The following is a 25,512-nucleotide window of genomic DNA, read 5'->3' as shown; positions in this document are numbered from 1 at the left end:
GGTACGCTGGCGGCGGGATGGAGCGATGGCGCGTACAGCTTCCGGCCGGCGTCAGGCCGCCGATCGAGGTCTTCGTCAACGGCGTCGTGCAGCAGCAGGGCGTCGACTACGAGGTCGTCGACGACGTGCTGCTGTTCAAGCGCGCGCTGGCGCAGGAGGGCAGGCTCGGCTTCTGGCGCTGGTTCTGGGGCGCGTGGGGCATAGGCACGTATCGCAAGCACGACAACGTCGACGTGCGCTACGTCCGTGACGGCAGAACGCTCGTCGCGCACGCGCTCAGACCCGAGCCTCCGCCGGGTGCGAAGGCCGCCGCGGCGGATCCGGAATAGCGCCCGCAGCCGGTCTGTTCTCTGACATTCGCCACAGATGAACGCAACCGTGTTACAGACACGGCTCGATTGTACTTGATTTCTGCTGATCAATCGGATCTGCTGCGCGACGTCGGGGGAGACCGTCAACAAACGAAAGGAACGAGATGGGGATCTCGTCGCCTGCCGCGCGCCTGCGCCGCGGCAGCATCGGCGCTGTGTGCGCCGCCGTGGTCGTGCTGCTGTTCGCCGCGCTCGTCGCGCCGGCCGCTCGGGCCGATCTGCCCGTCGTCTACAACTTCCCGACCGCGCTCGCGATCGGGACGTTCGCGCCGAACGACGACCCGCCGGGCGCGAACGACTACGGCTGCAGACCGAGCGCCGCGCATCCGCGGCCCGTCGTGCTCGTCCACGGCACGGTCGAGAACAAGAACGTCAACTGGCGCGCACTCTCGCCGCTGCTGAAGAACAACGGCTACTGCGTCTTCGCGCTCAACTACGGCGCCTGGCTGCCCGGCCCCTACCTCGGGCTCGGGCCGATCCCGGACTCCGCCAGACAGCTGTCGACGTTCGTCGACGGCGTGCTCGCCGCGACCGGCGCGAGAGAGGTCGACGTCGTCGGCCACTCCCAAGGCGGGATGATGCCGCGCTGGTACATCAAGTTCCTCGGCGGCGCCGCGAAGGTCCACACGCTCGTCGGCCTGACGCCGTCAAACCACGGCACGACGCTGCTCGGCCTCTCGACGCTCGCGAGATTCATCCCCGGCGCCTCCGCGGTGCTGAGAGCGGGCGGTCCGGCGCTCGAGGACCAGCGCCAGGGCTCGACGTTCAACAGAACGCTCGACGCGGGCGGCGACACGATAGCCGGCGTCAACTACACGGTGATCGCCTCGATCTACGACGAGGTCGTCACCCCGTACACGAACGGCTTCCTCAGCGGCGCGACGAACATCACGCTGCAGAGCGGCTGCATCATCAACTTCACCGAGCACCTCGGCGTCGCCTACGACCGCCGCGCGCTGCGCCTGACGCTCAACGCGCTCGACCCCGCGACCGCGAGAACGCCGCCGTGCGTTCCGACGATCCCGGGAGTCGGCGGCTGACGTCAGCCGGCGAGGACGCGCAGCGCGGGCTCGGTGCCCGCGCTCGCGTCCCACGGCCGCTGCAGCCGCAGCGCCGAGAGGATCGCGCGCGTCGCCGGCGAGCGGTTGATCGTGTAGAAGTGGATGCCGGGCGCGCCGTTGGCGAGCAGCTCGGCGCACTGGAGCGTCGCGTAGGCGACGCCCAGCTCGGCGACCGCCTCGGCGTCGTCGCCGCGCTGCTCCAGCGCCGCGAGCAGCGCCGGCGGGATCTTCGCGCCGCACAGCGAGGTCATCCGCTTGATGCCCGCCGTCGAGATGATCGGCATGATCCCCGGCACGATCGGGACGTCGATCCCGGCCGCGCGCGCGTCCGCGACGAAGCGGTAGTAGGCGGCGTTGTCGAAGAACAGCTGCGTGATCAGCACGCGCACGCCGGCGTCGACCTTCGCCTTCAGGTGCGCGAGGTCGGACTCGCGGTCGGCCGCCTCGGAGTGCACCTCCGGATAGCAGGCGCCGACGAGGCATGCCTCGGGATACGTCTCGCCGACGAGCGCGGTCAGCTCGCTCGAATACGAGAGCCCGCCCTCGGTCGCGACGAACGTCGTCTCGCCCTGCGGCGGGTCGCCGCGCAGGGCCAGCACGTTCTCGATCCCGGCGTCGCGCATCCGCGCGACGTCGCCGCGCAGATCGTCGGTCGTCGCGCCGACGCACGTGAAGTGCGCCATCGCCTCGAGGTCGTGGTTCGCGCGGATTCTGGAGACGATGTCGATCGTCTTCGCGCGGGTCGAGCCGCCCGCTCCCCAGGTGACCGAGACGAACGCCGGCTCCAACGGCCGCAGCGCCTCCAGCGCGGCGAACAGTCTCGCCTCGCCTTCCTCGGTCTTGGGCGGGAAGAACTCAAAGGAGAAGACCGGGTCTCCGCCGGCCGCGATGATCTCGTCGATGCGCATGTGACGGAGGATTCTAGGGCAGCTCGGGCGGCGAATCGCCCGTCAGCCACATCCCGAGGCGGCCGAGCGGCCGATAGCCGAGTCCCTCGTAGAGCCGCTGCCCCTCATAGCTCGACTCCAACGTCGAGGTCCGCATCCCACGCCCGCGGGCGTCCAAGAGCGCCGCGTGCAGCAGCCGGCCAGCGAGCCGGCGGCGCTGGTAGCGCGGATCCGTCGCGACCCACTGGATCATGCAGTTGTCGCCGTGGTCGAATGTCACCAGGCATGCCGCCGGGTGGTCCTCGACGCGCGCCAGGTAGCGGTGGAAGCACGGTTCGCGGAGCCCGGCGAAGGCCGTCCCGAAGGAGCCGGGCGGCTCGCCGTTGGCACGCTCGTTGAGAATCGTGATCTCGACCGGGTGGGGTGCGCGGTCGAGCGCGAACGGCGGCCCCTCCCCCGGCTCGCGCAGCTCGTCGAGCGCGAGCGCCATCCCCATCGGCTCGTACTCCAGGATGTGGCCGGCGTCGCGCATCAGCGCCGTGCCGACCGCGTCGTCCGGAAGCGTCCAGACCATCCAGTGCGTGACCGCGGCGTCGCGGTAGGCGCTCGCGAGCGGTTCGAGCCCGTCGGCGAGCGCGGCATGGTCGTCGAAGACGACGCAGTTGAGGATCGACTGCGTCGGCGCCGTCGGCGTCACGAACGCGGTCACCCCGTCCAGCTCCAGCACGCGCCCGCCGGGCGAGGCGGGCGCCTCCGCGCGGTAGAACTCGCGCAGCGTAGAAGTGAGCGTGTCGATCACGGAAGCCCTCCGGCCCGGAAGACCGAGCCTCTGGCGAGGTGTTCCAGCCGACCGCAAGGCCGCAGGCCGCAGCGCTCGGCGTTCACACCGCGACCCAGCGCTCCGGATCGCCGGGCTCGCGGCGCGCGGCGCCGATCGCCTCGAGGTGACGCAGGTAGCAGAGCGTCTCGGCGAGCAGCCAGGCGGCCGCGTGGATCGCGTCTCTCCCGTGCACGTAGGGGACGACCTCGTACGCCGTCAGCGGCGCCCCTTCGATCGCGACGGCCGCCGCCGCGACCCGCTGCGCGACCAGCTCGCGGTTGGCCTCGACGTGCGCCTGCACGTCGGTGAACGGCCGCGCGTGACCGGCGATGCAGAGGCGCGGCAGCGGGTCGAGCGCCTCGATCGCGTCGAGCGAGCGCAGGAACTCGCCGACCGGGTCGGGCGTCCAGCCGTAGTCGAAGTAGAGCGAGATGCGGCCGAGCAGGTGGTCGCCCGAGATCAGGATGCGGCGCTCGGGCTGGTAGAGGCAGACGTGCGACGGCGCATGGCCGGGCGTCTCGACGACGCTCCAGAAGCCGAGGTCGGTCTCGACCTCGATCCCCGGCAGCAGCGCGAGGTCGGGCGCGATCACGCTCGCGATGCCCGGCTCCTGCTCCTTCGCGATCTCCGCGTAGCGGCGCAGCACCAGCTCGGGCACGCCGCTCGTGCGGCCGATCTCCAGCCGCCGCTGGAGCGCTTGGGCGGGATCCTCGATCGAGCGCGTCGCATGCTCGTAGTTCGGGTGCATCCACAGCTCGCAGCCGGTCCGCTCGACGATCGTCGCGGCCTGGCCGTAGTGGTCGGTGTGGGCGTGCGTGCAGACGAGCAGTCTGACGTCGTCGACCGACAGGTTGACCATCGCCATCGCCCGTTCGAGCTGCTCCATCGAGCCCTCTTCGTGCATGCCGCAGTCGACCAGGACGATCCCGTCGCCGGCTCTGATCGCCCATGCGTTGCAGTGCGGGACGCCCGGCCATGGAAGCGGCAGGCGCAGGCGCCACAGCCCCGACAGCACGCGCTCCCCGCGACCCAGCTCCCGCTTGCGCACCGGTTCGGACATGCACGGCCCACCATATAGGCGAGCGGCGGACACGCGTGGCGCGATTGCGATGCTCCAGATCGCGGCAGAAGGTAGGCTGGCCGTCCAGCCAGTCGCAGAGCGAGGAGAGTGAGCGATGGGGTCAGCCGCGAGAGCCACAGCCGAGACGACCGAGCAGGTCGCACGCAGATACTTCGCCGCCGTCACCGCGCGCGACCTCGACGCGATGGTCGCCTGCTGGAAGCCGGGCGCGCTCGACGTCCTCCACGGCCAGGCCGAGCTGATCGCCCCGGACGGCATCCGCGTCTACTTCGCCGAGCTGTTCGGCGCCTTTCCCGACTTCACGTTCGAGGTCGTCTCGACGACCTCCGAGGACGATCGCTGCGCGGTCCGCTGGCGCGCGCGGGGCACGTTCGCCGGCCCCGGCCGCTTTCAGGAGTTCGAGCCGAACGGCGCGCGGATCGCGATCGAGGGCGTCGACGTGGTGCGCGTCGCCGACGGGCTCGTCGTCGGCAACGACGCGTACCTCGACGGCGCCGACGTCGCGCGGCAGATCGGCGTGCTGCCGCCGAGAGGGTCCGGCCAGGAGCGGTCGATGGCGAAGCTCGTCAACGTCCGCACGAAGCTCGCCCTCAAGCTCGCCGCCAGCGACCCCGAGCGGATCGCCGACGGCGTCTGGGTCGTCAGAGGCGGCCTGCCGCGCAAGGAGATGAACGTCTACCTGATCGAGGACGGCGACGGCGTCGTGATGTTCGACGCGGGCGTCCGCTCGATGACGAGCGCGCTCGCGGCGATCGGCGCGCAGATGGGCGGGATCCGGAGAATCGTGCTCGGCCACGGCCACCCCGACCACCGCGGCGCCGCCGCCGGCATCGACGCCGAGGTCTGGTGCCACCCGGCCGAGCGGCCCGACGCGGAGGGCGACGGCGGCTCCCACTACTTCGACTTCTCCAAGCTCGACCTGCACGGGCGCGTCCTGCTCGGCCGGCTGCTGCCGCAGTGGGACGGCGGCCCGGTCGAGATCGCCGGCACCGTCGAGGAGGGCGACGAGGTCGCCGGCTTCCGCGTCGTCCACCTGCCCGGTCACGCGCCCGGCCTGATCGGCCTCTGGCGCGAATCCGACCGGCTCGCGCTCGTGAGCGACTGCTTCTACACGCTCGACCCGCAGACCGGGATCGCCGGCGCGCTGCGCGTCCCGCACGAGGCGTTCAACCACGACACCGCGCAGGCGCGCGAGTCGATGCGCAAGCTCGCCGCGCTCAAGCCCGCGACGGCGTGGTCGGGCCACGCCAAGCCGCTGACCGGCGACGTCGCGGCGCAGTTGGAGCGAGCCGCCGCGCAGTAGCCTGTGCGGCGATGGGCCGCCGCAGCCGCCAGCGCGACAAGCTCGCCGCGCCGACGTCGGACTACACCGACGCGGACGGCAACGTCCTGACCCTGCGCGGCGCGCTGACGCCCGCGACGCGGCAGCAGTACGCCGCGGTGGTCAGCGGGTCACCGCTGTCGCAGGAGGACGCCTGGCAGCGCGCCGTCGAGTTCCTGTTCGAGCGGCTCGCGGTCAGCTGGACGATCGCCGGCGTGCCGATCGCGAAGCAGAAGGAGCTGCTGCAGCGCTACCGCTTCGCCTCCCAGGACGAGCGCCGCTGGATCCGCGACGTGCTGCGCGAGCACCTGGCGGAGTGGTTCCCGGACATGAGCGCGCCGTGACGGTCGGGGGGACGGGACCGGATCCCGACGCGATGGCGGAGCTGCTCGCCGGCTACTGCCTCGACGTGCAGCCGGGCCAGCAGGTGCTCGTGCGCTCGACGACGCTTGCGGCGCCGCTGCTGCGCGCGCTCCAGCGGGCGATCCTGGCGCGCGAGGCGTGGCCGCTGCTGCGCGCGACGCTGCCCGGGATCGACGAGGACTTCTACGCCCACGCCCGCGACGCGCAGCTCGACGGCTTCGGCTCGCTCGCGCACGCCGAGGCGGCGCAGGCGGACGCGTTCCTGACGATCCAGGCGCCGGAGAACACGCGCGCGCTCGCCGACGTCGACCCCGCGCGGCTCTCGCGTGCCACCCGCGCCCGCGCGCCGCTGACCGAGCTGCGGATGCAGAAGCGCTGGTGCGGCACGCTGTGGCCGACGCCGGCCGGCGCGCAGCAAGCCGGGATGGGCTTCGACGGCTTCGCCGCGTTCGTGCGCGGGGCGCTGTTCCTCGACCGCGACGATCCCGCCGCAGCGTGGCGTGAGCTGGGCACGTTCCAGGCGGAGCTGATCGAGCGCCTGCGCGGCGCGCGGCAGCTGCGGATCGAGGCGGACGGGACCGACCTCGTGCTCGACGTCGGCGGCCGCACGTGGGTCAACTCCGACGGCAAGCGCAACATGCCCAGCGGCGAGGTCTTCACCGGGCCGCACGAGACGAGCGCCAACGGCACGATCCGCTTCACGGTGCCGTCGAGCCCCGGCGGCGTCGACGTCGAGGACGTGGAGCTGACGTTCCGCGACGGCGAGGTCGCGTCGGCCCGCGCCGGCCGCGGCCAGGCGTATCTCGACCGCACGCTCGCGACCGACCCCGGCGCCCGCCGCCTCGGCGAGATCGGGATCGGCACGAACTTCGGCATCACGCGCCCGATCGGCGCGATCCTGTTCGACGAGAAGATCGGCGGCACCGTCCACCTGGCGCTCGGCCGCAGCTATCCCGAGACCGGCGGCGTCAACGAGAGCGCGGTCCACTGGGACCTGATCTGCGACCTGCGCCGCGGCGGTCGTCTGACCGCCGACGGCGTCGTGATCCAGGAGAACGGCCGCTTCAGCTGAGCCGTTGACGAGACGTTCACGTCTCGTACACCGCCGCTTCACGAGATCGAGGGCCGACGCGGACACGCTGCCCGCGAACGTCCCCATCCTCACGAGAGGCCCTCGCATGAACAGACGTGCCCTCTCCGCGATCGCCCTGATGGGCGTGACCGGAGCGATGGTCGCCGGCGGTGTCGCGATCGGCGCCGGCGGCGACGACGACCGCTCGGCGTCGCTGGCCGCGAAGATCGACCCGTCGAAGCCGAGAAACGTGATCCTGCTGATCGGCGACGGCATGGGCGACTCGGAGGTCACGATCGGCCGCTACTACGGCAAGGGCGCCGCCGGCCGCCTCAACATGGACGCGCTGCCGTTCCGCGGCAGCTCGCTGCACTACGTGCTGCGCCCCGGCCCCGGCCCCAGCTACCAGCCGAACTACGCCGGCGACTCGGCGCCGACCGCGACCGCGTGGTCGACCGGCAAGCGCACTCAGGACGGCCGCCTCTCGCAGGGTCCCTCGACCGCCGACAACGTCCCCGGCTCCAATGCCGGCTACCGCACGTTCATGGAGATCGCGCGTGACCTCGGCAAGGCGACGGGCAATGTCTCGACGGCCGAGATCACCGACGCGACGCCGGCCGGTCCCAGCTCGCACATCTCGCAGCGCGCCTGCCAGGGCCCGAGAGACGCGCGCAGCATCTGCCCGGCGGAGGCGAAGCCGAACGGCCTCGGCTCGATCGCCGAGCAGCAGGTCGACGAGGGCTTCGACCTCTACCTCGGCGGCGGTCGCAACCGCTACCTGCAGAGAGTCGACGAGGCGAGCAACCCGACCGTCGTCGACTACGCGGCGGCGAGAGGCTACAGATACGTCACCGACGCGGCCGGGCTCGCCGGCGTCAGATCGCTCGCACCGGGCGAGAAGCTGCTCGGCCTCTTCACCGGCAGCAACATGACGACCGAGTTCAGACCGCTCTACGCCCGCACCGACGCCTTCTACGCCAGAGGCGGCGTCGACCCGAACGTCAACGGCGGCAGCGACGCGACTCGCTGTCAGGAGACGAACCGCCCGGCGGGCGAGCCGTCGCTCGCCGCGATGACGCAGAAGGCGATCGACCTGCTGAAGGACGACGACAGAGGCTTCGTGCTGCAGGTCGAGGGCGCATCGATCGACAAGCGCGATCACGCCGCGGACCTCTGCGGGCAGATCGGCGAGCTGCTCGCGCTCGACGAGGCGGTCGGCGTCGCGCAGGAGTTCCAGCGCAACAACCCCGACACGCTGATCGTCGTGACGGCCGACCACTCGCACACGTCGCAGATCATCAGCGCCTCGTCGAGACCGGCGACGAGCGCCGCCTACGCGACCGTCCAGACGGTCGACGGTGCGCCGATGCGCGTCGCGTACGGCACCGCCGACACCGGCGACGGCCCGGCCGCAGGCGGCTCGCAGGCGCACACGGGCGCGCAGGTGCCGGTGTGGGCGTCCGGCCCGCAGGCGGCGAACATCCAGGGCACGATCGACCAGACGGACATCTTCCACGTCCTCAACGGCATGACGCCGAGCAGAGTCGCGGGTCCGGGCGTCGCCGGTCCGGCCGGCGCGCCGGGCGCGCCCGGCGTCGCGGGAACGAACGGGTCGAACGGGACCGACGGCCGTGACGGTCGCGACGGCGGTGTGGGCGCGACCGGCGCTGCGGGCTCCAACGGCGCTCCGGGTTCCAACGGCGCCAACGGCGCGCCAGGCGTCAGCGGCGCTCCGGGCGCCAACGGCAAGGACGGCGCGGCCGGACCGCAGGGACCGGCCGGCCGCGACGCGAAGGTGACGTGCAGACTGGCCGGCAGCAAGACGGTCCGCTGCTCGGTCGCGTACGCCAGCGCCCGCTCCAAGAGCGCGCAGCTCCGGCACGGCGGCAGAACGATCGCGCGCGGCACGGTCTCCTCCAAGGGCCGCGTGACGCTGAGAGCGCGCATGCGCCTGACGAAGGGCTCCTACACGCTCATCGCGGGCGGGCGCAGCGCGAAGCTCTCGCTGCGCTGAGCCCGTACCGCATCGCAGCGCCTACCGGTGGGCGGCCGCATGGCCGCCCACCGGTGCGTTCCGGACCCTTGCCCGCGCACGCCTCAGTCATTACACTTACTTTACGTCTTTCGGGGGAAGGGGGATGCCGGCGAAATGCTGCCCGGAAACTGCGATCCGTGCGCGTGAGCGCAGCGGGTCTTGTCAACGAGGAGAATCGACGATGTCGAAGTCGAAGCATCGCCTTGTGCTCGCCGCCGCCGTAGCGGTCTTCGCGACGCTCAGCAGCGTCACGGCCGCTTCCGCCATAACGGTGAGACCCAGCGGGACGGTCACTGCGACGGGAAGCCTCACGTTCAGATCGAGCCTGGCGACGGTCACCTGCAACGTCACCATGGTCGAATCGATAACTGCCGGGACGTACTCGGCCGGACAAGTGTTCGGGTCCCTCACCAGAGCCACTGCAACCGGCTGCACGGTAGGCGCCACGGTGACGATAGGTGGTCTTCCGTCTCAGCTGTTCATCGCCAACCTATCCGGCGCGCTCATGCACAAGCTAGTCGTGATTCCGATACTAGCTGTCCTCCCCGGCGGAATAACGTGCCTATGGATCGGACGCTTCGGGGCCGACTCAGACGGAAGAACACTAAGAATTGACAGCATACTATTGTTCAACGCCGACCTCACACAGAGACTAACGAACCCCATAGTCTGTCCGATGGCCGGAGCCGTCGCAGTCAACGGCACAATGACGCTATCGCCAGCCATCACGGTCACGCTACCGTGACGTGAGCGACGGAACGTCGTGCGGAGGGCGGTGCGGCCCGCTCTCCGCAGACGTGGGAGCATGCCACGGATGAGCGACGTGGTCCTCTGGAGCGGCGGGAAGGACTGCTTCGCCGCGGCGCTGCGCAGCGGTGCGCTCGCCGATCCGGCGACGCGGCTGGTGACGGCGGTCCCGGCCGGCGAGCCGGCGGCGTTCCGCTGTCATCCCTTGGAGTGGATGACCCAGCAGGCCGCCGCGCTCCAGTTGTCGCACGAGCTGGTCGAGATCCCGCGCGAGGGCTGGGAGGCGGCGTACCGCGCGGCGCTCACCGCGCTCGCGCGCGACGGGGTGACGCGGATCGTGACGGGCGACCTCGTGATCGAGCCGTGGCTGCGTAGCGCGACGGAGGCGGCAGGGGTCGAGCTGGTGACGCCGTTCGCCGGCGACCCCGACCCGGGGGCGGTGCTCGACTTCATCGCCGAGCACGACGTCGTCGCGAACGTCACCGGCATGCGCGCCGACCACTACCGCCCGGGGTTCCTCGGCCGGCAGGCCGGGCGGGAGCTGCTGGTCGAGCACGGGCTGACCGACCCGGCGCTGTTCCACCCAGCCGGCGAGCTGGGCGAGTACCACACGGTCGTCACGCGCTACGGTGATCTGAGACTGGTCGACGCGGACCTCGATGCGCTCCCGCACGTCGAGCGCGACGGCGTCTGGTCGCTCGATCGCAGCGCCCGGACGTCGATGTCCGAAATCCTCTAGTCGCTGCCCGCCGACCGCGCCATCATCAGTGGCGTGATCGAGGACTTCGAACATTGCTATCGCGCCGTCTCGTCGAAGGACGGCCGCTTCGACGGCCGCTTCGTCACCGCCGTCAAGACGACGGGCATCTACTGCCGGCCGAGCTGTCCGGCCGTGACCCCGAAGCGGGCGAACGTCCGCTTCCTCCCGAGCGCTGCGGCCGCGCAGCGCGCCGGCTTCCGCGCCTGCAAGCGCTGCCGGCCCGACGCCTCTCCGGGCTCGCCGGAGTGGAACGTGCGCGCCGACGTCGTCGGCCGCGCGATGCGGCTGATCGCGGACGGCAGCGTCGACCGCGACGGCGTCGCGGGGCTCGCGCACCAGCTCGGCTTCAGCGAGCGCCACCTGCATCGCCAGCTCGTCGCCGAGCTCGGCGCAGGGCCGCTCGCACTCGCCCGCGCCCAGCGCGCGCACACCGCGCGGCTGCTGATCGAGACCTCCGCGCTCCCCTTCACCGAGGTCGCGTTCGCGGCCGGCTTCCCGTCGATCCGCCAGTTCAACGACACCGTCCGCGAGGTGTTCGCGACGACGCCGACCGAGCTGCGCCGCAAGAGCGCGTTCGGAGCGGAGGCGAGCGGCGCGGGTGGGGCCGGCGCGACCGGGGCAGCGGGCGCGCGCGGCGCGGGCGGCGCGCCCGCCGGCGGCGCGATCACGCTGCGGCTGCGCCACCGGCCGCCGCTCGACGGCGCCGGACTGCTCGCCTTCCTCGCGATGAGGGCGGTGCCGGGGGTCGAGTGGGTCGACGCCGACGGCACGACCTACCGCCGCGTCCTCGCGCTCCCGCACGGCGCCGGCGTCGTGGCGCTCACGCCGCAGGCCGAGCACGTCGACTGCACGCTGCGGCTCGCCGACATGCGCGATCTCGCCGCCGCCGTGCAGCGCTGCCGCCGCCTGCTCGACCTCGACGCCGACCCGCACGCGGTCGCCGAGGCGCTCGGTGGGGACCAGCTGCTCGGCCCGCTCGTGCGCCGCACGCCGGGGCTGCGCGTCCCCGGCGCGGTCGACGGCGCCGAGCTGGCCGTCCGCGCCGTGCTCGGGCAGCAGGTCTCCGTCGGCGGCGCCCGCACGCTCGCCGGCCGGCTCGCGCTCGCGCACGGCGCCCCGCTCGCCGACGCGCTCCCGAGCTGCGCCCCGACCGAAGCCGCGCAGGGGGACGGCGCCGCGCCGCCCGCCGCTCCGCTCACCCACGCCTTCCCGACCGCGGCCGCGCTCGCGGCCGTCGACCCCGAGCGGCTGCCGATGCCGCGAGCGCGTGGGCGCGCGCTCGTCGGCCTCTGCGCCGCGCTCGCCGGCGGCGAGATCCGGCTCGACCCCGGCGCCGACCGCGACGAGACGCGCGCGCGGCTGCTCGCGCTGCCCGGCATCGGACCGTGGACGGCCGAGTACGTCGCGATGCGCGCGCTCGGCGACCCCGACGCCTTCCCCGCCACCGACCTCGGCATCCGCCACGCCTTCGCCCGCCTCGACCAGCCGCACGACGCACGCGCCGTCGCGGCGATCGCGGAGCGCTGGCGGCCGTGGCGCGCGTATGCCGCACTGCACCTGTGGGCGACCCTCTCAGAAGGAGACGAAAGCAGATGACTTCCACCGCCACCATCCCGACTCCGGCCGGCCCCTTCACCGTCGTCGTGAGCGACGACGCCGTCGTCGCGAGCGGCTGGAGCGCCGACGCCGACGCGCTGCTCGCCGTGATCGGCGCGGCCCGGCTGCCCTCCGTCGCCGCCGAACTCGACGCGGGCACGCTCGCCCGCCGCCGCGACCTCGGACCGTTCACGCGCGCCGTGCGCGACTACCACGACGGCGACCTCGCGGCGATCGACGCCGTGCCCGTCGCGCAGTCGAGCGGTCCGTTCACGAACCGCGCGTGGGACGAGCTGCGCGCGATCCCGGCCGGCGAGTCGCGCACCTACTCGCAGCTCGCGGCGAGCAGCGGCCGGCCGGCCGCGATCCGCGCCGCCGGCACCGCCTGCGCGACGAACCGCGCCGCGCTGTTCGTCCCCTGTCACCGTGCGCTGCGCAGCGACGGGACGCTCGGCGGCTTCGCCTACGGCCTCGACGTGAAGCGCTGGCTGCTCGCGCACGAGGCGCAGGCGGCCAGCGCGGCGCGAGCCGCCTGACGCTCGCTCAGCCCCGGTGGGCGGAGGTTCCGGATGCCCGTTCACTACGATCGGCCGCCGTGGCGATCGTCGACGACATCCGCTCCGCCGCCGCCTGGGTCGCGGGCCGCGCCCGCCACGTCGTCGTCGAGGAGGACGCGATCGCGGCGTACGCTGCGGCACTGCCGCCGCGCGCGGAGCTGCCCGGCCTCGACGCCGAGGCGCACGTCGTCGACGGTCCGGCGGAGACGCGCGCCGCGTTCTTCCTGACGCTCGACGCGATCAACTTCGGCTCCGGCTGGTTCCCGACGATCCGCAAGCGCGACGGGCGCTCGGGCTACTTCACCGTCGCGCTCGGCGTGCGCGACCGCTTCCGCGCGCACGGCGCGTGGAGCGCGCGGGAGCTGCGCACGATCGACGCCGCGACCGTCGCCGCGGTGCTCGGCCAGGATCCCGCGCACGAGCTGATGGCGCTGTTCGCACGCTCGCTGAACGACCTCGGCGCGCACGTCGCCGACGACCACGGCGGCCGCTTCCTCGGGCCGGTGCAGGCGGCCGGCGGCTCGGCCGTCGCACTGGTCGAGGAGCTGGCTCGCTGGGACTGCTTCGCGGACGTCTCGCGCTACGACGGCCGCGAGATCCCGCTGTTCAAGCGCGCCCAGGTCGCCGCCTCCGACCTCGCGCTGGCCGGCGCCGCGACGTTCGGCGACGCCGGCCGGCTGACGCTGTTCGCCGACAACCTGATCCCGCACGTGCTGCGGCTCGACGGCGTGCTGCGCTTCGAGCCGGCGCTCGTCGCTCGGATCGAGCGCGGCGAGCTGATCGCGCACGACAGCCCGGAGGAGGTCGAGATGCGCGCCGGCGCGATCCAGGTCGCCGAGCTGATCGCCGCCGCCCGCCCCGACCTCACGCCGCAGCTCGTCGACCAGACGCTGTGGACGAGAGGCGGCGGCGCGCGCTACAAGGCCGTCCCGCGCCCGCGAGCCCGCTCGACCGCGTACTGATGACGCCGCCCGACCTCACCGCCCCGCTCCTGACCGAGCGGCTGGAGCTGCGCCCGTGGCGCGACGACGCGCACGACCTCGACGCATATGCGGCGATCTCCTCCGATCCAGAGGTGATGCGCCACATCGGCGACGGTGCCGCGCTCACGCGCGAGCAGGCCGCGACACAGCTCGCGCGCTTCGCCGCCCACTGGGAGGACCACGGCTACGGCCTGCGCGCAGCGGTGCTGCGCGACAGCGGCGAGGTCGCCGGCTTCGCGGGCGTCATGCGAGCCGGCCAGCCGGGGGTGCGGCCGGGGGACGTGGAGATCGGCTGGCGGCTGGCGCGCCGCCACTGGGGCAGCGGCTACGCGACGGAGGCCGCGCTCGCCGTGCGCGACCACGCCTTCGGCGAGCTGCGGCTGGCGCGGCTGGTCGCGTTCGTGCGGCCGGCGAACACGGCGTCGATCGGCGTGATGCGCAAGCTCGGCATGGAGCACCTGAAGGACGCGACCTGCAGCCACGGTCTTCCGATGCGGATCTTCGCGGCGGACAACCCGCTGGCTTGACGCCGGCCCGGGTTCAACGTGATCAAGCAGTCGTACGACCTGCTCGACCTGCCGTGGACGCCGTGCAGATGAGCCGCGCACGCTAGCCTCCCGGACCGTGCGCCTCGTCACCTGGAACGTCAACTCGCTGAGAGTGCGCCTCCCGCGCGTGCTCGAGTTCCTCGCCGAGCACAGACCCGACGTGCTCTGCCTGCAGGAGACGAAGACCGACGCGGCCGCCTTCCCGCACGCCGAGCTGGCGGCGGCCGGCTACGTCGCGGCCGACCACAGCGGCGGACGCTGGGCGGGTGTCGCGATCGTCGCGCGCACGGAGCTGGGCGTGGCCGACCCCGCGGTCGGCCTGCCCGGCGAGCCGGCGCAGGACGAGTCGCGCTGGATCGAGGCGACCGTCGGCGGCGAGCTGCGGGTCGCGAGCGTCTACGTCCCCAACGGCCGCGAGCTGGAGAGCGAGTGGTACGCGGCGAAGCTGGAGTTCCTCGACGCGATGGCGCGCCGCGTCGGGGAGCTGCGCGGCGACGACGCCGGCGCGCCGCTGCCGCTCGTCGTCGCCGGCGACATGAACGTCGCGCCGAGCGACCTCGACGTCTACGACCCGGCCGTCTTCGCGACCTCGACCCACACGAGCGCCGCCGAGCGCACCGCGCTGAGAGCGGTCGAGCAGGCCGGCCTGCTCGACGCCTACCGGCAGCTGCACCCCGACGACGTCGGCTACACCTGGTGGGACTACCGCCAGGGCCATTTCCATCGCGGCCTCGGCCTGCGGATCGACCTGATCCTCGCGAGCCCTGACCTCGCTGAGCGGCTGACGCGGGTCGGGATCGAGCGCGACTACCGGAAGGGCTCCAGACCCTCCGACCACGTCCCGCTCGTCGCCGACTGGACCTGATCCGCACGCGGCCGTGTGAACGGTCGTGAACGGCGACCGAGACGTTCACATCGGCTCCCCAGCCTGATCACGAATTGGCACCATGGCGCTTGCGAGAGTCGCGCGGTCATAGCGTCTACATCGGAGTAGTTGATGCGCGTTTCTGTCCCGCTCGCGGCCGCCGGGCTCGCGGCCGCGCTCCTCGGCGGCGCGGGCGCCTCCGGCGCCTCGGCCTCGACCGCCTTCGTCAGCGGCGGCCCCAGCAGCGGACTGGTCGTCCCGTTCGACCTCGGCACCGCGACCGCGAGACCCGCGATCACAGTCGGCTACGGCCCGCTCGCGATCGTCCCAGCACCTGACGGGAGAACCGTCTACGCGATCTCACAGAGCCTGATGGAGGGCACGTCGGTCACGCCGATCGACGTCGCGACCGGCACGGCGCTGACGAGAATCACGGGCACGGCGTTGAGAGCGGCCGGCGGCGGCGCGATCGCGCCGAACGGCCAGACGCTCTACGTCACCGCCGGCACCACGCTGCTGCCGATCGACCTCAGCGGGCCGACGCCGGCGATCGGCACGCCGATCCCGCTCGGCGACACCGCCGTCAGCAGCCCGGTGATCTCGCCCGACGGGAGCACCGCCTACGTGATCGCCGGCAGCACCGGCGTGCTGCCCGTCGACCTCGCGACCGGCACGGCCGGCGCGAGACTGGCGATCCCCGGCACGCTCGGCCGGCTCGCCATCACCAGAGACGGCACGACGCTCTACGCCGCGCAGACCCGCACCGCGACGGGCACGGGCAACCTCGGCGTCGTCCCGTTCGACACCGCCACCAGAACCGCCGGCCCGATCGTCGGGATCGGCGCGCTGACCGCGTTCGGCCCGGAGGGCATCGCCGTCGGTCCGGACGGCAGAACCCTCTACGCGACGCGCAGCAACACCGTCGACCCGAACCTCATCATCGACGTCGACCTGGTGAGCGGCACGCTGACCGAGACCGCGCTCGGCAGCCGCACCAACACGCGCGGCCTCGCGCTGACGCCGCGCGGGAGAACGGCGGTCGTCGGCAACTTCGGCCTCGGCACGCTCGGCGTCGTCGACCTGCCGACGCGCTCGGTCGTGCAGACGGCGAGACTGGCGCTGCCGGGACAGACCGTCAGCCCGATCGCGGTCGGGATCGTCTCGACGAGAAGCCCGACCGGCGCCGCGACCCCGACGATCGCCGCCAGCGTCCCGACGCAGTCGGGCGTGATCGGCGACGCGACGAACCCGGCGATCAGAGCGACGATCGAGCAGCTCGACGAGTACGGCGACCCGGCCTCGCCGAGCGAGCTGACGGTCGAGGCGACGTCGTCCAACCCCGCCGTCGTGCCGACGAGCGGCATCGCCGTGAGCGGCACCGGCGCGACCCGCACCGTCTCCTTCGCACCGACCGGGCGCGGCCACGCGACCGTGACGCTGAGAGTCACCGGCCTGGAGGGCAAGAGCGCGACGACGACGATGACCTACTCGGCCTCCAGAGCGACGACGCCGACGAGCCGCGCCCTGCAGGGCAGCGGCGACTCGTCCTCGGCGATCTCCGCCGGCGGCGGCCACCTGCTCGTCGCCGACGACGAGAGAGACGACATCCGGCTCTACCGCGACGACGTCACCGGCGAACCGGTGAGATCGTTCAACATCGGCCCGGCGGCGACCGGCGGCGGCGAGATCGACTACGAGTCGTCCGCCCGCAACGGCGACGTCATCTATTGGCTCGGCTCGCATGGCAACAAGAAGAGCGGCAGCCTCGAGACCTCGCGCCACACGCTGATCGCGACGAGAGTCGCCGGCGAGGGCGCCGACACGACACTGACCCGCACCGGTATCTACGGCAACCTGCGGACCGACCTCGTCGCCTGGGACCAGGCGAACGCGAACCGCCTCGGCTTCGCCGCCGGGACCCAGAGCGGCGTGCTGCCGGACGCCAGAAACGGCTTCAACATCGAGGGCGCCGACATGGCGCCGGGCTCGACGAAAACGCTCTACCTCGGCTTCCGCTCGCCGCTCGTCACGACGCCCGACGGCGACCGCGCGGTGATCGTCCCGGTCACCAACGTCGCCCTGCTGGCGACGGGCGAGGCGCCGAAGGCGACGTTCGCCGACCCGATCCTGCTCGACCTCGAGGGGATGACGATCCGCGAGCTGCGCAAGAACGCGGCCGACCAGTTCCTGATCCTCGCCGCCAAGAGAGGCGCGCTCGGCGTCGAGCAGGCGCTGTGGAGCTGGTCGGGCCACCGCGAGGACAAGCCGGTCAAGCTGACGACCGCGCTGCCGCCGAGCGCCGAGTCGTTCTCCGACGGGCAGGGCACGTGGGAGGCGATCGGCACGCTGCCGGACGTGCTCGCTCCGAACGCCGCGCTGCGGCTCGTGATGGACCAGGGCTACGACGAGCTGTACGACGGGCAGGACAACAAGGACATCAGCGACGTGCGGCTGAAGAAGTCGCGCATCGACGTCTTCTCGCTCACCGGCGCGGTCGGCGCTGACGCCGTCGCGGCGGCGCCGGCGTTCCCCGCTCAGGCGGCCGGGACGATCGGCCCGGCGCAGGCGGTGACGGTCAGAAACGCCGGCGCGCAGCGGCTGAGAATCGGCTCCGTCGGCGTGGAGGCGGACGCGGCGGTCGCCGACGGCGACTTCCTGATCGCCGCCGACGCGTGCGCCGGGAAGGAGCTGGGTCCCGACGCGAGCTGCCGCGTGCTCGTCCGCTTCGCGCCGGCGCGCGAGAGCGCGACGTCGACGGCGCGGCTGGTGCTGAAGGCGAACGTCGCGGGCGGCGCGGCGGCGGTCGCGCTGACGGGCACCAGCACGACGCTGCCGGCGGGTCCGACGGGTCCGACCGGGCCGGCCGGCCCCGCGGGACCGGGCGGTGAGGACGGCGCGAACGGGCCGAAGGGCGACAGAGGCGACGCCGGCGCGAAGGGCGACGCGGGCGCGGGCGGGCCGAAGGGCGACGCCGGGGCGGCCGGGCCGAAGGGCGATCCCGGTGCCAAGGGCGACCGCGGCGACGGCGGCACGCCCGGGAGCGCGGGGCCGAAGGGCGACAGAGGCGACAGGGGCGCGGACGGGTCGATCGTCTTCGCCGCGAGCCGGTCGCAGCTCGCCGCCCGCCGCGGGCGCACGGTGAGCCTGCCGTTCGAGCTGCGCAACACGACCGGCGGCGCGATCGCGCGAGCGACCGCGACCGTGCGGGTGCCGGGCGGGCTGCGGATCGCGCAGCCGAAGGCGGTCCGGATCGCGTCGCTGAAGGCGGGCGAGGGCCGCACGCTGCGGCTCCGGCTGCGGATCGGGCGCGGCGCCCAGCTCGGGCGCCACCGCGTGCAGGTCCGCCTCGACGTCGGCGGCCGCAACGTCACGCGCACCGTGACGGTCGACGTGCGCCGGTAGGAGGTGGAACCCCGGGGCGGCCGCCGACACGGCGGCCGTCCCGCGTCAGCCGGGTGCGAAGCCCAGCTCGGCGAACAGCACGCCGCGGCCCCGCACGAGCGCGCGGGTCGCGGCGGCGACGCGGCGCTCGGCCTCGTCGACCACCTCGTCGCAGGCGCCGGCGCCGAAGGCGTGGTCGATCAGCAGCGTCGCGTGGCCCTGCGCGAGCGCGGCCATCGCGAGCACGAGCGACCACGCCGCCTCCGCGTCGCGTCCCGGCGCGAGCGCCTGCGCGACCTCGACGAGGTCGGCCATCAGGCCGCTCGTCGCCGCCTCCAGGCGCGGATAGCGCGCCTTCTCCAGGCCGGCGCCGAACAGCACCTCGAACATCGCTCTGCGCTCGGCCGCGAAGCGCACGTAGGCGGCAGCCGCGGCGGCGAGGCGCTCAGGCGGCTTCGCGTGTGCGGCGGTCGCGGCGGTGAACCGCTCCCGCAGCTCCTCCGCCGCGCGCGTCGCGGCGGCGGCGAGCAACTCGTCGCGGTCGCTGAAGTGACGGTACGGCGCGGCGGGGCTGACGTTCGTGCGCCGTGCCGCCTCAGCGACCGAGAAGCCCTGCAGACCCTGCTCGCCGATCAGCTCCAGCGTCGCGTCGACGAGCGCCGCCGGCAGGTCGCCGTGGTGGTAGCGCTTCGTTCTCGCCCGGCTCGCCATCGCCTGCCACGATAGCGGGCGCTTGCAATGTAAGCGAGCGTCACATACATTGTGAGAGGCCATTACATTGCACGTACGGGAGCGATCACGATGAGCAGCAAGTGGACGGCAGACCAGATCCCCGACCAGAGCGGCCGACTGGCGGTCGTGACCGGCGCCAACAGCGGCCTCGGTCTGATCACGGCGAAGGAGCTGGGGCGCAGCGGCGCGCACGTCGTGCTCGCCTGCCGCGACACGGCGAAGGGCGAGGCCGCGGCGCGCGAGATCCGCGGCGCCGCGCCGCAGGCGACCATCGAGGTCGCCGCGCTCGACCTCGGCAGCCTCGCCTCCGTGCGCGACTTCGCCGAGCGCTTCACCGGCGAGCACGACCGGCTCGACCTGCTCGTCAACAACGCCGGCGTGATGGCGCCGCCGCGGCGTACGACGGCGGACGGCTTCGAGCTGCAGCTCGGCACCAACCACCTCGGCCACTTCGCGCTCACCGGACTGCTGATCGAGCAGCTGCGGGCGCAGGACGGCGCGCGGGTCGTGACGCTCTCCAGCGGCGCGCACAGATTCGGCGCGATCGACTTCGACGACCTCCAGCGCGAGCGCAGCTACAACCGCTGGCGCGCGTACGGGCAGTCGAAGCTCGCCAACCTGATGTTCGCGTTCGAGCTCGACCGCCGCCTCAGAGCGGCCGGATCAGGCCTCCTCAGCGTCGCCGCGCATCCCGGCTACGCCGCGACGCACCTCCAGTCGGCCGCCGCGCCGACGGTCGACCGCGTGATCATGAAGGCGACCAACGCGCTCTTCGCCCAGTCCGCCGAGATGGGCGCGCTGCCGACGCTCTACGCCGCGACCGCGCCCAGCGTCGCCGGCGGCGACTTCATCGGCCCCGACGGCTTCGCCGAGCAGCGCGGCCACCCCGAAGTGGTGCGCGGCAACGCCGCGTCGAGAGACGAGGCCGTCGCCGCGCGCCTGTGGAGCGTGTCGGAGGAGCTGACGGGCGTCGCGTACCCGCTGCCGGCTACGGCTTCCGTGCGCTGACGACGGCGATCGGGCCGTAGCCGCGCCGGATCTCGACGCCGGTCAGGCCGGCGGCGTCGAGCCAGGCGCGGTGCTCCGCCTCGGCGTACGCGTCGCCGCCCTCGTTCTCGACCATCATCATCACCGCGAACAGCGGCAGGTCGGGCGCCGTCGTGTCGGGGTTCGGGATCCACTCGTAGAGCAGCAGCGTGCCGCCGGGGGCGAGCAGGCCGGCCGCCTCCGCCACGAGCGCGGCGTTCCGCTCGGGCGTGTGGTCGTGGAGGATGTTCGCGAGCAGGATCGCGTCCCACGTCTCCCCCTCCGGCCGGCCGAAGCGCGGCGCGGCGAGGTCGCCGGCCGTGAACGGGACCTCCGGGTGGCGCTCGCCGAGGATCGGCGCGACCTGCGGCAGGTCGAGCACGGTCGGCTGCACGTCTGGCCGCAGCCCCACCAGCCGCGCCGCGTGCGAGCCGGCGCCGCCGCCGACGTCGAGCAGGCGCAGCGGCGAGCCGCCGGCCGCAGCCGAGCCGCCGCCCGCCGGCAGGGCCTCCGCCGCCGCCTCCGCCAGCTCGCCGCCAAACCGCGCGGCGAGGTCGTCGAGCGCGCGCAGGAAGCCGAACGCGGTCGCACGGTCGGCGTCGACCCGCTCGCGCCACGGACCGACGCGGGCGTGCCCGTCGGCGAGCGCGGACGGCAGCTCGTTCCAGACGCCGTAGAAGAACCACTCCTTGCGGACGATCCAGGCGAGCGTCTGCGGATGGTCGCTCGCGAGCACCGCGCCCGCCTCGCTCAGCGCGAAGCGCGTCTCGTCCTCGACGCCCGCTCCGGCGTTCGCGCCGTCGGCGCGCGTCGCGAGGCCGATCGCGACGAGCGCGGAGAGCATGATCCGCGTCGCGCGCGGGTCGGTGCCGGCCGCCGCGGCGACCTCGGCGACGGTCCGCCCGGCGCCGACCGCGTCGGGGCCGCGCGAGCCCTCGACGCCGGCGGCGAGCGCGTCGGCGATCCCGCTCGTGACCGCCGAGGCGAGCACGGCGGAGTGCTGGTAGGCCGTCAGCAGCGCGAGCGGGTCGACCGGACCCTCGCCGTTGCTCGGCAGCGCGCCGGGCATCAGGACGCGCTCCGCAGCTCGCGCGTCGCCTTCCAGGCGTCGCGCACCAGTGCGCTGCGCTCGCGCGCGCGGCGGGCGAGCCGCGCGCCGCGCGACCCGACGCCGAGCGACGCCAGCGCGACCTGGGCGGCGTTCCGTCCGGGGACGCCGGTGATGCCGCCGCCCGGATGGGTGCCGGCGCCGGTCAGGAAGAGGCCGTCGATCGGCGTCTTGTAGCCGGACAGCGAGGGAGTCGGGCGGAACCCGAGCAGCTGGTCGATGCTCATCTCGATGTGGTTGGGGTTGGCGTTGGCGTTGCCGTGGCGGGCGACCCAGGAGACGGGGCCGGTGATGCGCCGCTCGACGACGCCCATTCTGGCGCCGAGCGCTCTCTCGGCGACCGACCACGCGTGGTCGGCGGCTGCCTCCAGCTTCGCCTCGTCCCAGGCGCCGTCGGCCGGCCGCCACGGGACGAACGTCGAGATCCACGCGACCGCCTTGCCCTCCGGCGCCCAGCCGGACTCCAGCGTCGACGGGAACGCGATCATCACCGGCGGCCGTCTCGCCAGCTCGCCGAGCTGCACGCTCGCGAACGCTTGCTCGATGTCCGTGATCGTGTTCGCCGACAGCATGAAGGCGCGGTCGAAGCCGGCCGGCTCGACCTGCGGCAGCGTGTCGATGACGGCGTCGACCTTCAGCTCCGAGACGTTGCGCAGCCCGGAGTGGACGCGTCTCAGCTCGCGCTTGAGCCGGTCCGGGACGTGCTCCTGCGCGACCAGGCCGCCCGACCCGAGCAGCCGCCGCGCGTCGATCGCGGAGACGACGCCGCGCGTGGCGACGTGGCGCTCGCCGCCGGCGATCACCGCGCTCGCGCGGCCGCCGCTGACCTCGACCGCCGAGACCGCCGCGTCGCAGACGACGCGGCCGCCGGCCGCCTCCAGGCAGCGAACGAGCGCCTCGACGGTCGCGCGCGAGCCGCCGGCCGGGCGCGCCGCCGGCGCGCCGTGGAATGCGGCGAGCATCAGCCCGCCGCCGCCGGTGCCGGGGTCCAGCGGCGACTGCTGCGAGTGGCCGGCCCAGTGCGCCATCGGCGCCATCAGCCGCTCGTCCTCGAAGGTCGCGCGCAGCACCGCGGAGGCGGAGCCGAGCAGCGTCTGCATGAACGGCGCCGCCTCGGCGCCGAGCGTCGCCTGCGCGGCGGCGGCGAGCTGGCCGAACGACGGCGGCGGGCCGGAGTCGAGCGAGCCGACGAGCTTCATGCCGGCGGTCGCCCACGCCGCGAAGCGCGCGTAGGCGTCGGTCTCGGAGGGGCCGACGACCGGGCGCAGCAGCTCCAGCGTCTCCTCCAGCCCGTTGTGGAAGGCGATCCGCGCGCCGTCGTCGGCGGGGCCGAGCGTGACCTCGTCGCGCAGGTGGAAGCGCAGCCCGTGGCGGGTCTCCAGCTCCAGGTCGGCGGCGACGCCGCTGCCGCGGATCCCGCCGTGCTCGTAGGCGCCCAGCTCGAGGCGGCCGCGGCCGTCCGGCAGGTCGCGCGTGTTGATGCACCCGCCGACCGTGTCCGACTGCTCGAGCACGAGCACGTCGAGCCCGGCACGGGCGAGATAGCAGGCGCAGGTCAGGCCGTTGTGGCCCGCCCCGATGACGATCACGTCAGGCATAGCTCTCCTGGAGCCACCGCCACGCGCGCGCCTCCTCGGCGGCGAAGTGGCGGGCTCGTGCGTCGAGGTCGGTCAGTGGTGAGGCCTCCAGGCCGGCCTCGAGGGCGATCCGCGCCCGTTCTTCCAGGTACCAGGCGCGCACCGCCGCCTGGTTCAGCGTCGCGCCGGTCGCGACGTTTCCGTTCGCCTGCACGAGCAGGCAGTCTGCCGCGCCGAGCGCGGCGGCGACCGCCTCGCCCTGCGCGTCCGAGACGACGAGGTCGACGTCGCCGCCCCACGCCGCGACCTCGCCGGCGAGGCCGCCGAGGCCGTGCAGCAGCGGCGGCACCGCGCCGCGCACGCCCCACGCGACCGCGGCGGGCGAGTGGGTGCGGCAGATCGCGCCGACGTCCGGGCGGGCAGCGTAGATCGCCGCGTGCAGCGGCGCCTCCAGCGGCACGCCGCCGGCGGTGCCCTGATCGAGCACCGCGCCGGCGGCGTCGAGCGCGTGGACGGAGCGCGCCGACTGCGTTCCGAGCGGGTCGGTCGAGGTCAGCAGAAAGCCGCCGGGGACGCGCGCGGAGACGTGTCCGAACGCGTCCACCAGCCGCGCGCCCGCGACGATCCGGGCGACCTCGGCGACCGCCGCTCTCACGCGTCGGGCTCCCAGACGCGCAGCGCCATCGACGTCGGCGCGTACGCGTTGCACGGACTGAGGTCCTGCGGGCAGGCCGACAGCACGACGAGCAGGTCGTCGAGCACTTCGAGGTCGATCGACGAGCCGGCCCGATGCGGCGGCTCGTACGTGACGATTCTCCCGTTCTCGTGTCTGTTGTTCATGAAGACGTTCCACGCCGTCTCGCCACGCACCGGCCAGTCGCGCCCGCTCTCGGCGACCGCTCTCTCCAGCGAGGCGAGGCAGGAACCGTGGTCGTGCACGCCGTAGTCGCGCGAGTACCGCTCCGGGTCGCAGCAGGGCACGATCAGGTCGTGCGAGCCGACGTCGTCGAAGAGGATCCGGAACAGCGGGCGGCGGTGGTTGGAGAACAGCTCGTCGCCGACCTGCGGGACCATTCTCGTCAGCGCGGAGATCGTGTGACCGGCGCTGAAGACCTCGGTCGGGTCGGCGAGCCGGTAGGCGACGAGGTCGCCGACCTGCTGGCCCTCCAGGTCGACGACCTGGAGGACCTGCCCGGCGCGCACCTCGACGGCGCGCGCCTCGCAGGCGGGGACGACGATCTCCTCGACGAGCGTGTCGTGCGAGCGCGGTGCGGGGCCGACCATCATGCGCCGGCCTCCTGTCTCGCCAGCGCGTCCGCCTTCGAGACGCCGCCGAGCCGCGCGTTGAGCCGCCCGCGCGTCGCGACCGCGCCGACCAGGACGATCTCGTCCGACGCCGGCGCGTCCTCGATCTTGATCGTGATCGTGTCGTAGTGGGAGCGGACCCAGATCTCGTCCTTGAAGCAGAGCGGCACGTCGATCGTGCAGCCGGTGCCGGCGCGCTTCGTGGTCGACGGCAGCCACGCTTTGCCACCGCCGAACGCCGCGCGGAACGGATCGCCGAAGCGCGTCGTCTTCGTCGCGTTGCCGTGCTCGCCCTCGCCGGCGGTGCCGACGACGACGGCCTTGCCGTGGCTCTCGACCGGTCCGCCGGCCGCCTCCGCGCAGCGCTCGCCGATCAGCTTCCCCAGCTCGTCGCTGGGGTCGATCAGCAGCGAGAGGTCATCGCTGTACGGTCTGCCGGCATACGGGTTCTTCAGCACCACGGCGACTGCGACCTTGCGCAGCGTGCCGCCGTCGTCGCCGCGGCCACCGTCGTGGAACGTGTCCTCGACGACGGTCACGACCTTGCGGATGTCGAGGCTCACCGCGGCACCTCCTGCTCCGTGTTCGCGACGCCGGTCGGCGTCCGCTCGCCGCAGGGACGCTGCGGCAGCGATCTGAAGTACGCGATCACGTCGTCGGTCGACTTCACGTCGCCGTACTTCATCTGGATGTCGAGCAGGTTGACCTTGTGCGAGATCATCGAGCGGTCCCAGACGCACTCCTCCGGGACGATCGAGCGGTAGTTGTACTGCGTCGCGTCGACCGCGGTCGCCCGCACGCAGCCGCTCGTCGTCGTGCCGGTCGTGATGACCGTGTCGACGCCGAGGTAGATCAGGTAGTCGAGCAGGTGCGTCCCGTGGAACGCGCTCGGCTTGTCCTTGACGAAGTAGATGTCCTCCGGCTGCGGCGCGACCTCGGCGACGACCTCGTTGCCGAGCGAGCCTCTGATGTCGGACGCCTCGCCGGAGCGGTGGCTCTTCCAGTTCCACGCGCCCTGGTCGAAGCCGTCGGGACGGCGGTCCATGCCCGTGTAGATGATCGGGATCTGCTGCTCGCGCGCGGCCGCGATCAGCCGCTGGAGGTGCTTGACGCCCTCCCAGCCGCGCTCGCCGCACGAGTAGCGCCACTTCTCGATCGACTTCAGGATCGGCTCCGGCTTGTCGCCGACGAAGTTGTAGATCACGTCGACGACGAGGAGCGCGGGACGCGCGCCGAAGCCCACGTCCTTGCCCCAGCCCGCGGCCTCGAAGACGAGGCGGTCCTCCTCCGGGAGGACGTCGTCCCAGACCGGCATC

General features: G+C 73.3%; 25 protein-coding genes. 15 read left to right on the top strand and 10 right to left on the bottom strand.

The window, feature by feature from the left end:
* The first annotated feature begins 17 nt into the window (after positions 1-17).
* Both CWOE_RS05420 and CWOE_RS05415 read left to right on the top strand, forming a co-directional pair.
* Complete coding sequence (locus CWOE_RS05420; protein WP_012932567.1) at positions 18-329, top strand: hypothetical protein; 312 nt, start codon at positions 18-20, stop codon at positions 327-329.
* A gap of 146 nt (positions 330-475) precedes the next feature.
* The gene (locus CWOE_RS05415; RefSeq protein WP_012932566.1) at positions 476-1,411 is read left to right on the top strand and encodes an esterase/lipase family protein; all 936 of its coding nucleotides are present in this window, start codon (positions 476-478) and stop codon (positions 1,409-1,411) included.
* Between the two features lie 2 nt (positions 1,412-1,413).
* Here CWOE_RS05415 and metF read toward each other — a convergent pair whose 3' ends face one another.
* The 3 genes from metF to CWOE_RS05400 form a co-directional block, all read right to left on the bottom strand.
* Positions 1,414-2,340, bottom strand: coding sequence for a methylenetetrahydrofolate reductase [NAD(P)H] (gene metF, locus CWOE_RS05410; RefSeq protein ID WP_012932565.1), 927 nt, complete (start codon positions 2,338-2,340; stop codon positions 1,414-1,416).
* Between the two features lie 13 nt (positions 2,341-2,353).
* Positions 2,354-3,118: a GNAT family N-acetyltransferase gene (locus tag CWOE_RS05405; RefSeq protein WP_012932564.1), complete on the bottom strand. Its 765-nt coding sequence runs from the start codon at positions 3,116-3,118 to the stop codon at positions 2,354-2,356.
* Positions 3,119-3,200: 82 nt separating this feature from the next.
* Positions 3,201-4,199 (bottom strand): MBL fold metallo-hydrolase, encoded by a 999-nt coding sequence (locus CWOE_RS05400; protein ID WP_012932563.1) that lies wholly within the window; start codon positions 4,197-4,199, stop codon positions 3,201-3,203.
* Between the two features lie 115 nt (positions 4,200-4,314).
* On the opposite strand from CWOE_RS05400, the gene CWOE_RS30255 reads away from it, so the two are divergent.
* The 12 genes from CWOE_RS30255 to CWOE_RS30250 all read left to right on the top strand — a co-directional run bounded on the left by CWOE_RS30255 (position 4,315) and on the right by CWOE_RS30250 (position 18,469).
* Positions 4,315-5,523 carry an MBL fold metallo-hydrolase gene (locus tag CWOE_RS30255; RefSeq protein ID WP_012932562.1) on the top strand — a complete coding sequence of 403 codons (1,209 nt, stop codon included), beginning with the start codon at positions 4,315-4,317 and terminating at the stop codon, positions 5,521-5,523.
* Positions 5,524-5,534: 11 nt separating this feature from the next.
* Positions 5,535-5,885, top strand: a complete 351-nt coding sequence (locus CWOE_RS05390) for a hypothetical protein (RefSeq protein WP_012932561.1) — start codon at positions 5,535-5,537, stop codon at positions 5,883-5,885.
* Between the two features lie 32 nt (positions 5,886-5,917).
* Entirely contained in the window at positions 5,918-6,976 is a 1,059-nt protein-coding gene (locus tag CWOE_RS05385) for an aminopeptidase (protein WP_012932560.1), read from the top strand.
* 106 nt (positions 6,977-7,082) lie between these two features.
* On the top strand, positions 7,083-8,990 hold the full coding sequence (locus CWOE_RS05380; protein ID WP_012932559.1) for an alkaline phosphatase: 1,908 nt from the start codon (positions 7,083-7,085) through the stop codon (positions 8,988-8,990).
* Positions 8,991-9,192: 202 nt separating this feature from the next.
* Positions 9,193-9,756 carry a hypothetical protein gene (locus tag CWOE_RS32495; RefSeq protein WP_012932558.1) on the top strand — a complete coding sequence of 188 codons (564 nt, stop codon included), beginning with the start codon at positions 9,193-9,195 and terminating at the stop codon, positions 9,754-9,756.
* 69 nt (positions 9,757-9,825) lie between these two features.
* On the top strand, positions 9,826-10,497 hold the full coding sequence (locus CWOE_RS05370) for a Dph6-related ATP pyrophosphatase (protein ID WP_012932557.1): 672 nt from the start codon (positions 9,826-9,828) through the stop codon (positions 10,495-10,497).
* 33 nt (positions 10,498-10,530) lie between these two features.
* Entirely contained in the window at positions 10,531-12,114 is a 1,584-nt protein-coding gene (locus CWOE_RS05365; RefSeq protein WP_012932556.1) for a DNA-3-methyladenine glycosylase 2 family protein, read from the top strand.
* Positions 12,111-12,650, top strand: coding sequence for a methylated-DNA--[protein]-cysteine S-methyltransferase (locus CWOE_RS05360; protein ID WP_012932555.1), 540 nt, complete (start codon positions 12,111-12,113; stop codon positions 12,648-12,650). The genes CWOE_RS05365 and CWOE_RS05360 overlap by 4 nt, the downstream gene beginning before the upstream one ends.
* A 59-nt stretch (positions 12,651-12,709) precedes the next feature.
* Entirely contained in the window at positions 12,710-13,633 is a 924-nt protein-coding gene (locus CWOE_RS05355) for a queuosine salvage family protein (protein WP_012932554.1), read from the top strand.
* Positions 13,633-14,181, top strand: coding sequence for a GNAT family N-acetyltransferase (locus tag CWOE_RS05350; protein ID WP_012932553.1), 549 nt, complete (start codon positions 13,633-13,635; stop codon positions 14,179-14,181). The genes CWOE_RS05355 and CWOE_RS05350 overlap by 1 nt, the downstream gene beginning before the upstream one ends.
* A 97-nt stretch (positions 14,182-14,278) precedes the next feature.
* Positions 14,279-15,067, top strand: coding sequence for an exodeoxyribonuclease III (locus tag CWOE_RS05345; protein ID WP_012932552.1), 789 nt, complete (start codon positions 14,279-14,281; stop codon positions 15,065-15,067).
* Between the two features lie 132 nt (positions 15,068-15,199).
* On the top strand, positions 15,200-18,469 hold the full coding sequence (locus tag CWOE_RS30250; RefSeq protein ID WP_012932551.1) for a DUF3616 domain-containing protein: 3,270 nt from the start codon (positions 15,200-15,202) through the stop codon (positions 18,467-18,469).
* A 45-nt stretch (positions 18,470-18,514) separates the two neighbouring features.
* On the opposite strand, the gene CWOE_RS05335 is transcribed toward CWOE_RS30250, so the two are convergent.
* Positions 18,515-19,159 carry a TetR/AcrR family transcriptional regulator gene (locus CWOE_RS05335; protein WP_012932550.1) on the bottom strand — a complete coding sequence of 215 codons (645 nt, stop codon included), beginning with the start codon at positions 19,157-19,159 and terminating at the stop codon, positions 18,515-18,517.
* A 90-nt stretch (positions 19,160-19,249) separates the two neighbouring features.
* Between CWOE_RS05335 and CWOE_RS05330 the strand changes: the two genes are divergently transcribed.
* Positions 19,250-20,188: an oxidoreductase gene (locus tag CWOE_RS05330; RefSeq protein WP_012932549.1), complete on the top strand. Its 939-nt coding sequence runs from the start codon at positions 19,250-19,252 to the stop codon at positions 20,186-20,188.
* Here the strand turns inward: CWOE_RS05330 and CWOE_RS30245 are convergent.
* The 6 genes from CWOE_RS30245 to CWOE_RS05295 are packed head-to-tail and all read right to left on the bottom strand — an operon-like array spanning position 20,169 to position 25,511.
* On the bottom strand, positions 20,169-21,275 hold the full coding sequence (locus CWOE_RS30245) for an O-methyltransferase family 2 (protein WP_012932548.1): 1,107 nt from the start codon (positions 21,273-21,275) through the stop codon (positions 20,169-20,171). The two genes, CWOE_RS05330 and CWOE_RS30245, sit on opposite strands and share 20 nt — an antisense overlap.
* Positions 21,275-22,912, bottom strand: a complete 1,638-nt coding sequence (locus tag CWOE_RS05315) for a phytoene desaturase family protein (RefSeq protein ID WP_012932547.1) — start codon at positions 22,910-22,912, stop codon at positions 21,275-21,277. The genes CWOE_RS30245 and CWOE_RS05315 overlap by 1 nt, the downstream gene beginning before the upstream one ends.
* Positions 22,905-23,546: a class II aldolase/adducin family protein gene (locus CWOE_RS05310; RefSeq protein WP_012932546.1), complete on the bottom strand. Its 642-nt coding sequence runs from the start codon at positions 23,544-23,546 to the stop codon at positions 22,905-22,907. The genes CWOE_RS05315 and CWOE_RS05310 overlap by 8 nt, the downstream gene beginning before the upstream one ends.
* Positions 23,543-24,178, bottom strand: a complete 636-nt coding sequence (locus tag CWOE_RS05305) for a DUF1989 domain-containing protein (protein ID WP_012932545.1) — start codon at positions 24,176-24,178, stop codon at positions 23,543-23,545. Before CWOE_RS05305 ends, CWOE_RS05310 begins: the two co-directional genes overlap by 4 nt.
* Entirely contained in the window at positions 24,175-24,759 is a 585-nt protein-coding gene (locus tag CWOE_RS05300; protein WP_012932544.1) for an amino acid synthesis family protein, read from the bottom strand. Before CWOE_RS05300 ends, CWOE_RS05305 begins: the two co-directional genes overlap by 4 nt.
* Complete coding sequence (locus CWOE_RS05295) at positions 24,756-25,511, bottom strand: isochorismatase family protein (RefSeq protein ID WP_012932543.1); 756 nt, start codon at positions 25,509-25,511, stop codon at positions 24,756-24,758. Before CWOE_RS05295 ends, CWOE_RS05300 begins: the two co-directional genes overlap by 4 nt.
* Between the last annotated feature and the right edge of the window lies 1 nt (position 25,512).

The organism is Conexibacter woesei DSM 14684, from assembly GCF_000025265.1.
Classification (GTDB): domain Bacteria; phylum Actinomycetota; class Thermoleophilia; order Solirubrobacterales; family Solirubrobacteraceae; genus Conexibacter; species Conexibacter woesei.
Note: the sequence above shows the minus strand (reverse complement) of the source record. Positions and strands in the feature narration are given on the sequence as shown.